The sequence below is a fragment of the Actinomycetota bacterium genome (assembly GCA_035759705.1).
In the GTDB taxonomy this organism is placed as follows: domain Bacteria; phylum Actinomycetota; class CADDZG01; order JAHWKV01; family JAHWKV01; genus JAJCYE01.
On sequence record DASTUJ010000025.1, the window covers coordinates 1 to 8,480 of the forward strand.

Sequence of the window (8,480 nt, forward strand, 5' to 3'; positions counted from 1 at the left end):
GCAACGCCGGCCGCCTTCCCTTGTGCGCCTTTTCCGTTCGACGGGTCAGGCGCTTCGGGGGGATCAGACGGAACCGTGCCATCAGGGCCCTGAGCGCGGCCAGCTCCTCGGGGGTGCACTCCCCGAAGGTCTTCTTGCGCAGGACCTCGAGGGTCGAGGCCATGATGCCGGAGGGAGGATCGCCCTCGCGCTCGGTGCCCTTGTTCTCCTCCTCCTGGAGCATCTCCATGACCGCCTCAGTCTCCTCGGAAGGAGTCTGCTTCATCTTCATGATCTGACTGCCCTCGCCCCCGGGGTCAAGGAAGTAGGCCTTGAACACCCGGTTGTACATGGGGATGTCGTTGGGGCGATGGATCAGACAGGACCTGCCGCCGTAGTAGAGATCGGCGAGCTCGGTCGGATCGAGCTCGGCCACGCACTCGGTGTAGGTAATGATGTGGCCGGAGCCGACAACCAGTCCCTCTTTGCGCAGAGCGCGGCCGAACCCGACCAGTGCGAATTCGAGCCCAGTACCGCCACGAGCCATTGTCTGCCCCTTGCCTACTTGACGATCTCGGACATGGACTCCCGGACGAGGTCCAGGTCGTCCCGGTCCTTGACCACGGACCCGAGGGTCTCGTCGGCGGTCTTGGAGTCCAGGTTGTTGGCTCCGAGGAAGTCCAGGGCACGCGCCCAGTCGATGGTCTCGGCGACACCCGGCTTCTTGGCCATGTCCAGACGGCGCATGCGCTGCACCGCCGAGGCGACCTTGCGGACGAGGGCCTCTGCAACTTCGGGGGCCCGGGCCTTGACGATCTGAACCTCGCGCTCGAGGACGGGGTAGTCGATCCAGTGGTACAGGCAGCGGCGCTTGAGTGCGTCGTGCAGGTCACGGGTCCGGTTCGAGGTGACGATCACCAGCGGGCGGGTCTCGGCGACGATGGTCCCCAGCTCGGGGATGGTGACCTGGAAGTCCGACAGGACCTCGAGCAGGAATGCCTCGAACTCGTCGTCGGAACGGTCGACCTCGTCGATCAGCAGAATGCAGCGGTTGCCGGCCTTGACGGCCTTCAGCAGCGGACGCTCGATAAGGAAGCGCTCGCCGAACAGGTCGTCCAGAGCCTTGCCGCCCTTGGCCTCCTCGGCGCTGATCGTGCGGGTGTAGAGCAGCTGAGCGGTGTAGTCCCACTCGTAAAGGGCCTGGTTCGCGTCGATACCCTCGTAGCACTGAAGTCGAATCAGCTCCACGTTGAACGCGGCGGCCAGCGCCTTGGAAATCTCGGTCTTACCAACACCCGGCTCACCCTCGAGCAGCAGTGGCCGTCCCAGGGAGAGGGCCAGGAACACGGAGGTCGAAAGACCCCGGTCCGCGATGTACGCCTGACCCGCAAGGGTCTTGGTGACATCTTCGACTGAATTCAGTGCACTCACCCAGCACCCTCCTTAAATATCGCAGGCCGTATTCGCCTGCTTTTCTTTCTTAGTGGCAGGTTCCCCGACGAGGAAGCCACAGTGATCTGACGGACCACCTCCGACAAGATGATCCCTTCGGGGTCCTCAAACCCCACATCGCTAATCTAAAGCTATTCCAATTCTAAGCGGACAAACCATTATGGTTCTCCCCTGGATCGCCTTTTATATGCGTCCTATTAATAGGAGAGACAACTTAGTCGTACGAAACTGGAGTTTTCCAGCCGCTCACATGGAACTTGCGACCGCGAAAGTGGTAGAACACCATCGGCGCGTAAGACTGAAACCAGTATGCCTATACCCACCAGGGCAGCAGGCAACTAGTAAGGGAGACAGGTAGATGGTTCTTTGGGCAATTGCACTTCTGGTACTCATCGCCATTCCGGCGGAGATCTTCCTCCTAAACCGGATCCTCAACCCGATTACCGAGATCAAAGGGCACATCGACCAGATTCTTGTGGACGGCGTCATCCTCACCGGTCACCTCGACGGTGTAACCGAGATGCTGGCCGAGACCAAGGACATCGTCAGCCAGGTTGCCACCGGCGCACTTCGCTACGGCGGCGGCGTGGACAAGGTCCTCAAGGCAGTCGGCAAGTAACCGAACTCAACTATCTGACTAGCCGTAACTCAAGCCAAAGGAGATTTCATGTCGCTGGCCGGAATTCTCGCCCTGATCCTGATCTTGGCGTTCGTATTCATTCTCTGTTCCTACCTTCTGAGGGTCATCACCATCCTGGTGCACGTGAGCTTCACCCTCGGCACGATCATCGCCGGCGTTCGAGCGATTGCCAGCCAGATCGAAACGGTTCCTGAAACCGTGATCTCGGTCAACAACGACCTGGTCCCGGTTCAGCAGGCGACCGACAGCCTGTCCAGCCGAACCGGCGGCCGGAAGGCAATCGGCAGCTAGGCTAGGGGGTCGCTGACCGGAGTTTCGACAACGCGGGGGCGGTGAGCGATGATCTCTTTTAGATGAGCGGACGTGGGAGCCGATACCTGCAACGGACACTTCACGGCAGACACCAGGGAGGAGCTTCTCCGGAAGGTCGCAATTCACCTTAGGGATGTGCACAGGGTCATGACGCCGACACAAACGGTAATGACCTTTATCCTGAAGAATGCCAAGTAGGTAGCCAGCACAGCAGGATCGGGCGCTTTCCGGTCGGGAGGCAAAAGCGGGTTCAAACCCGGGAGGTTGGAGCCATGCCGGTTGAGTTCAGATGCTCCGACATCGGAGCGGACACCTGCACCAAACACTTCGTTGCCGAAACCTGGGATGAACTGAGGGAACAGGTGGAGGAACACCTGAAGGTGGTCCACCGGGTGAAGACCCCCACCCAGACACTGATGACCTACATCGCCAAAAAGGTCAAGGTAATAAGCACTTAAACGATGGGCCCCTCCGGGGGCCTTTTGTTTTGCCTAGATCCCGCTTCGGGCCTTGCGGAGGCGAGCCAGGCACGCCTCCCGGCCGATCAGGGTCATGAGGTCGAAGACCGGGGCCGACACCGTCGACCCGCTGATGGCCACGTAGAACGGGGCGAACGCGGTCCGGGGCTTGAGGCCCATCTGATCGGCCACCGCCCTCAGCGACGCCTCGACGTTCTCCTTGTCCCACGGCTCGACGCTTTGTAGCGCCTCTATCGTTCGGTCGAACAGAGCGGGCACGTGTTCGCCCGAGAAGACCTTCTTCGCCGCCTCCGGGTCCATCTCAGGCTCGGAGAACAGGCCCCTGACCAGAGCGGCGGCCTCGTCGAGCCGGCGGATGCGGGTCTTGATGAGCGGGGTGGCAGCTTCGATGAGCTCACGCTCCTCCGGGGACGGCGCCTCCCCCACCAGGCCTGCCTTCGCGTAGAAGGGCGTCACCAGTCGGGTCAGCGTGTCGTCGTCCAGCAGCCGGATGTACTCGCCGTTCATCCAGTCGAGCTTCTTGGTGTCGAACATGGCCGGGGACGGGTGGACATCCGTAATTTCGAAGCGGGCGATTAGCTCCTCCCGGTTCATCACGGTGTCGTCCGCGGTCCCCCACCCGAGCAGCGCCAGGAAGTTCACCAGGGCGTCGGGCAGGTAGCCGGCCTCCCGGAAGTCGGCGATGGAGGTCGAGCCGTGGCGCTTGCTGAGCGGCTTGCGGTCCGGGCCCAGCACCTGCGGGAGGTGGCCGAAAGCGGGGATCGGGTTGCCGAGTGCCTCGTGGAGCAGGATCTGCTTGGGGGTGTTGGAGAGCAGGTCGTCTCCCCGGATAACGTGGTTGATCCGCATCATCCCGTCGTCGACCACCACCGCCAGGTGGTAGAGCGGGGCGCCGTCGGAGCGCAGGATGGCAAAGTCGTCGATCTGTGCAAAATCGGTAGTCACAGGGCCGATCACCAGGTCCTCGTAGGTGGTCTGGCCCTCATTCGGGACCCGGACTCTCACCACCGACGAGCGGCCCTCTGCCTCGAAGGCGGCGATCTCCTCAGGGGTCAGCCGGGAGCATCGGCCGTCGTAGCCGGGGCGGCGCTTTTCCGCCATCGCCTGCTTGCGCCGTTCGTCCAGCTCCTCCTTCGTGCAGTAACAGCGGTAGGCGGCGCCGTTCGCCAGCAGCTTCTCGGCGGCGTACTTGTGGAGCTCGGTCCTCTGGGACTGCCGGTAGGGCGCGTGGGGGCCCTCGACCTCGGGGCCCTCGTCCCAGTCGAGTTCCAGCCACCTCAGGTCCTCGAGGACCGCGTGGTACGCCTCCTCGGTGAAGCGGGAGGTGTCGGTGTCCTCGATGCGCAGGACGAATTTGCCGCCGGTGTGGCGGGCGTGCAGCCAGTTGTAGAGGAAGGTGCGGACGTTGCCGACGTGCAGCGAGCCGCTGGGGGCGGGCGCCGCCCGGACCCTCACCTGAGGTTCGGGGCTCATCTGGGACCTCTGCTTTCGCCGACGGAGACTTCAAGGGAGCCGATCTTTTCGATCTCCACGCTCAGCTCGTCGCCCGGCTCCATCGGTCCGATGCCCGACGGGGTGCCGGTGAGGATCACGTCGCCCGGGAGCAGCGTGACGTAGGCCGATACGAAGGTGACCAGCGCCGAGACTCCGAAGATCATCATCGAGGTGGTGCTGGACTGCTTGGTCTCCCCGTTCAACTTCGTGGTGATCACCAGGTTGGACGGGTCTAGCTCGGTCTCGATCCACGGTCCAAGCGGCGCCGAGGTGTCGAAGCCCTTGGCCCTCCCCCACTGGCCGTCGATCTTCTGCAGGTCCCGGGCGGTGGCGTCTATCCCGCAGGTGTAGCCGAGGATGACCTCTTCGTGCCGGCCGAGCGACACCGACTTGGCCACACTGCCGATGACCACCGCCAGCTCGCCCTCGTAGTCCAGCTGCTTGCAGCCGGGAGGTCGAACGACGGTTCCGCCGGGGCCGGTGACCGAGGTGGACGGCTTGTAGAAGAAGTTCGGGTACTCCGGGATTGGCTTGCCCATCTCCTCCACGTGGTCCCGGTAGTTCAGCGCAATGCCGATGACCTTCGAGGGTACGGAGGGCGACAGGAGAGTGACGTCGGAGAGGTCGTAGGAAACCCCGGTCTCCTCCCAGGGGAGGAACGGGGTGGTGGAGATCTCCTCTAGAACACCGTCCTGCAGAATTCCGTAACCGATGCGGTTGTTGTGTTTGAACCGGGCGAACCTCAAACGTACTCGTTCCAGTCCGAGTACTTCTCGACCTCGCCCCGGACCGATGCGTAGAACATCTCCTGGATCTTCTTCGTGGTCGGGCCGGCGTCGCCCAGCATCCGGTCGTCCACCGAACGGATCGGGACCACCTCGGCGGCGGTGCCGGTCATGAACGCCTCGTCGGCGGTGTAGAGGTCGGTGCGGGAGAGGTCGGTCTCCTCCACCTGGATCCCCATGTCCCGGGCCATGATCATGATCGCCTCCCGGGTGATGCCGCCGAGCGGCCCGGAGGCCAGCGGGGGCGTCATCAGGATTCCGTCGCGCACCATGAAGACGTTCTCGCCGGTGGCGTCGGCGATGAAGCCGCGCTCGTTCAGCATGATCGCCTCGTCGTAGCCGCTCTTGACCGCCTCGACCTTCGCCAGACCCGAGTTCAGATACTGCCCGGTGGCCTTGGCCGCCGGCGGGATGGCGTTGTGGTCGTTGCGACGCCAGGAGGAGATCTTGGTACGGACGCCGTGGACGAGCGACTCCTCGCCGAGGTAGGCGCCCCAGCTCCACGCGGCGATCGACACCATGACCGGCGAGGCCAGCGGGTTCAGGCCCATCTCGCCGTAGCCGTGGTAGACGAGCGGCCGGATGTAGCAGGCGTCCAGTGCGTTGGAGCGCACGACGTCCTTGGTCGCCTCGACCAGCGCCTCGACGCCGAAGGGCATGTCGATCAGGTAGATCTTCGCCGAGCGGTGCAGGCGCTCGATGTGGGGGGTCAGCCGGAAGACCGCCGGGCCCTTCTTGGTGTGGTACGCCCGGATGCCCTCGAACAGGCCGCTGCCGTAGTGAAGGGAGTGGTTGAGTACGTGTACCGTTGCCTTTTCCCACTCGACGAGCTCGCCGTCCATCCATATGAACTTGGTGGGGGTGATAGGCATTTCTTGAGTGCTCCCTTCCTTCATGGCGCGCCGTGGGCGCGTGACAAGTGGCCTGATTGTATCTAAAACGGGGTGGGGCTAAGACTTGCTGCGGGGTTACTCGCCGAGATCTATCGCCCTTACGTCCGTCGCGTCGATCGCCTGCTTGATCTTGCCCAGGACCTCGGACGGGATCTCGCTGTCTACCGTGAGGCCCATCAGGGCCTCACCCCCAATCGTCTGCCGGCTTACCTGCATGCTGGCGATGTTGATGCCCGACTCTCCCAGCACCGAGCCGACGGTCCCGATCACCCCGGGGCGGTCGGTGTACTTGGCGAAGCACATGAAGCGCTCCGGGGCCATGTCCATGGCGTAGCCCCAGACGCTCATGATGCGCTCGTCGTCCCGCTTGCCGGTCAGGGTTCCCGAGACGTTGACCCGGTGGTTGTCCGAACCCACTCCGATGGAGACGAGGCTCACGTAGTCCGATGCGACCGCCGACTTGATCTCCTTGACCTCGATCCCCCGCTCTGAGGCCAGAAGAGGAGCGTTAACGTAGGTGACCGGTTCGTGGACGATCGCGGAGAACAGGCCCTTCAGGCCGGCCAGGGTGAGGATGCGGGTGTCGTGCTCCGCGACGGTGCCCCGGAACTCCATGGAGACCTCGGTGATGCGCTCCCCGGACACGCCGTGGGCGATGCGCCCCAGCTTCTCGGTGAGCGAGATGAACGGCCGGATGGCCTCCACGTACTCGGCGCCGCCCTTGATGTTGACCGCGTACGGGGCGAACTCTCCTCGGAGCGCCAGCAGAACCTGCTCGGCGATGGCGGTGCCGGCCTTCTCCTGCGCCTCGGCCGTGGAGGCGCCGAGGTGCGGGGTGACGACAAAGTGGGGCTCGGCGAAGAACGGGTGGTCGGCGGGGGCCGGCTCCTTCTCGTAGACGTCGATGGCGGCTGAGGCGACGATCCCCTCGTGGTGCGCCTGGACCAGGGCCTCCTCGTCGACGATCCCGCCCCGGGCGGCGTTCACGATGCGGACGCCCCTTTTCATCTTGGCGAACTGCTCTTTGCCCAGCATCCCCTTGGTCTCGGAGGTCTTCGGCAGGTGGATCGTGATGAAGTCGGCCTGGGCGCACAGCTCGTCGAGCGTCGCCAGGGTCGCCTTCATCTCGGCGGCCCGTGACTCGGTCACGTAGGGGTCGTAAACCACGATGTGCATGCCGAAGGCGGCCGCCCGCTGCGCCACCAGGGTGCCGATGCGGCCGAGGCCGACGACCCCCAGCGTCTTGCCGTAAAGCTCCACGCCGCTGAACTTGCTGCGGGCCCACTTGCCGGCCCTCAGCGACGCGTCGGCCGCGGGGATCTGGCGGGCCATGCTCAGCATCAGCGCCATCGAGTGCTCCGCCGCCGACAGGATGTTCGACTGTGGGGCGTTGACCACCAGGATGCCCCGGCGGGTGGCGGCCTCGACGTCGATGTTGTCCAGCCCGATGCCGGCCCGGCCGACGACCTTGAGGCGCCAGCCCTTCTCGATAGCTTCCTTGTCGATCTGCGTCGCCGAGCGGACGATGACTGCGTCGTACTCCCCGATCACGTCCAGGAACTTCTGCCTGTCCAGATCGGGGAGGACGTCAACCTCCAGCTCGCGGCGCATGTTTTCGATCCCCTCTTCAGCGAGGGGCTCGGCGACAAGGACCCTAAGGGTCACTTTACTGGCCGGCTTCCTTGAAGATCTCCTGGGCCGCAGCGACCGAGGAGCCGGGCGTGAAGTCGTAGCCCAGCTTGGCAAGCACCAGCTCGAGGGCGCCGAAGAACTGCAACACGTCGACCGGCAGGAACCACCCGAGGTGGCCGATGCGGAAGACCTTGCCCTTCATCGGGCCCTGTCCGGGGGCCACGACGATGCCGAAGTCCTTGCGGAGGGCGCCGACGATCTGGGTGTCGGTGAGGCCGGGAGGGTTCTTGACCGCGGTGACGACGACGGCCCGCTCGGGGTCCTCGCCCATCAGCGGCAGTCCCAGCGCCTGGGCGCCGGCCTTGACGGCTCGGGCCAGCAGGACGTGGCGCTCCATGATGGCCTCGCGGCCTTCGGCGCGGGCCACCCGCAGGGCGGCGGCCATGCCGGCCAGCACCGAGATCGCCGGAGTCCAGGGGCTCTCGGAGTTCGGGCGGTCGTAGGCCTCCTTGTACGCGGTCCAGTCGAAGTAGAACCGGGGTGCGGTGGAGGTCTTGTGGGCCTCCCAGGCACGGGGTCCGACTGCGCAGAAGGCGATGCCCGGCGTGGCGCCGAGGGCCTTCTGGGACCCGCCGATGCAGACGTCGATGCCCCAGTCGTCCATTGCGATGTCGACGGCGCCGATGGAGGAGATGGCGTCGAGGATGAAAATCTTGTCCTTCTCACGGACGGCGCGGGCGATCGGCTCGACGTCGTTGACGACGCCGGTGGAGGTCTCCGAGTGCTGGCAGAACACGAACTTGATCTCGGGGTC

10 protein-coding genes are annotated in these 8,480 nt (G+C 64.5%); 3 read left to right on the forward strand and 7 right to left on the reverse strand.

The annotated features are described in order from the left end of the window. The coding region (locus VFV09_01575) for a CoxE (protein ID HEU4866393.1) at window positions 1-526 on the reverse strand (526 nt) is incomplete at its 3' end. A 14-nt stretch (window positions 527-540) separates the two neighbouring features. Then, window positions 541-1,410: a MoxR family ATPase gene (locus tag VFV09_01580; GenBank protein HEU4866394.1), complete on the reverse strand. Its 870-nt coding sequence runs from the start codon at window positions 1,408-1,410 to the stop codon at window positions 541-543. A gap of 379 nt (window positions 1,411-1,789) precedes the next feature. Between VFV09_01580 and VFV09_01585 the strand changes: the two genes are divergently transcribed. The 3 genes from VFV09_01585 to VFV09_01595 all read left to right on the forward strand — a co-directional run bounded on the left by VFV09_01585 (window position 1,790) and on the right by VFV09_01595 (window position 2,841). Continuing rightward, on the forward strand, window positions 1,790-2,050 hold the full coding sequence (locus tag VFV09_01585) for a hypothetical protein (protein ID HEU4866395.1): 261 nt from the start codon (window positions 1,790-1,792) through the stop codon (window positions 2,048-2,050). 48 nt (window positions 2,051-2,098) lie between these two features. Beyond that, window positions 2,099-2,362, forward strand: coding sequence for a hypothetical protein (locus tag VFV09_01590; GenBank protein ID HEU4866396.1), 264 nt, complete (start codon window positions 2,099-2,101; stop codon window positions 2,360-2,362). A gap of 293 nt (window positions 2,363-2,655) precedes the next feature. Continuing rightward, complete coding sequence (locus VFV09_01595; GenBank protein ID HEU4866397.1) at window positions 2,656-2,841, forward strand: DUF1059 domain-containing protein; 186 nt, start codon at window positions 2,656-2,658, stop codon at window positions 2,839-2,841. 33 nt (window positions 2,842-2,874) lie between these two features. Here VFV09_01595 and gltX read toward each other — a convergent pair whose 3' ends face one another. The 5 genes from gltX to VFV09_01620 all read right to left on the reverse strand — a co-directional run. Then, complete coding sequence (gene gltX, locus VFV09_01600; protein HEU4866398.1) at window positions 2,875-4,335, reverse strand: glutamate--tRNA ligase; 1,461 nt, start codon at window positions 4,333-4,335, stop codon at window positions 2,875-2,877. After that, the gene (locus tag VFV09_01605; GenBank protein HEU4866399.1) at window positions 4,332-5,102 is read right to left on the reverse strand and encodes a fumarylacetoacetate hydrolase family protein; all 771 of its coding nucleotides are present in this window, start codon (window positions 5,100-5,102) and stop codon (window positions 4,332-4,334) included. Before VFV09_01605 ends, gltX begins: the two co-directional genes overlap by 4 nt. Continuing rightward, entirely contained in the window at window positions 5,099-6,013 is a 915-nt protein-coding gene (locus tag VFV09_01610) for a branched-chain amino acid transaminase (protein ID HEU4866400.1), read from the reverse strand. Before VFV09_01610 ends, VFV09_01605 begins: the two co-directional genes overlap by 4 nt. Window positions 6,014-6,109: 96 nt before the next feature. Continuing rightward, window positions 6,110-7,699, reverse strand: coding sequence for a phosphoglycerate dehydrogenase (gene serA / locus VFV09_01615; GenBank protein ID HEU4866401.1), 1,590 nt, complete (start codon window positions 7,697-7,699; stop codon window positions 6,110-6,112). 1 nt (window position 7,700) lies between these two features. Then, the coding region (locus VFV09_01620; protein ID HEU4866402.1) for an aminotransferase class V-fold PLP-dependent enzyme at window positions 7,701-8,480 on the reverse strand (780 nt) is incomplete at its 5' end.

Excerpts from the sequence above, each read along its gene's own strand:
- VFV09_01585 (HEU4866395.1), top strand. The coding sequence starts at position 1,790 with ATGGTTCTTTGGGCAATTGCACTTCTGGTACTCATCGCCATTCCGGCG.
- VFV09_01590 (HEU4866396.1), top strand. The coding sequence starts at position 2,099 with ATGTCGCTGGCCGGAATTCTCGCCCTGATCCTGATCTTGGCGTTCGTA.
- VFV09_01595 (HEU4866397.1), top strand. The coding sequence starts at position 2,656 with ATGCCGGTTGAGTTCAGATGCTCCGACATCGGAGCGGACACCTGCACC.
- gltX (HEU4866398.1), bottom strand. The coding sequence starts at position 4,335 with ATGAGCCCCGAACCTCAGGTGAGGGTCCGGGCGGCGCCCGCCCCCAGC.
- VFV09_01610 (HEU4866400.1), bottom strand. The coding sequence starts at position 6,013 with ATGCCTATCACCCCCACCAAGTTCATATGGATGGACGGCGAGCTCGTC.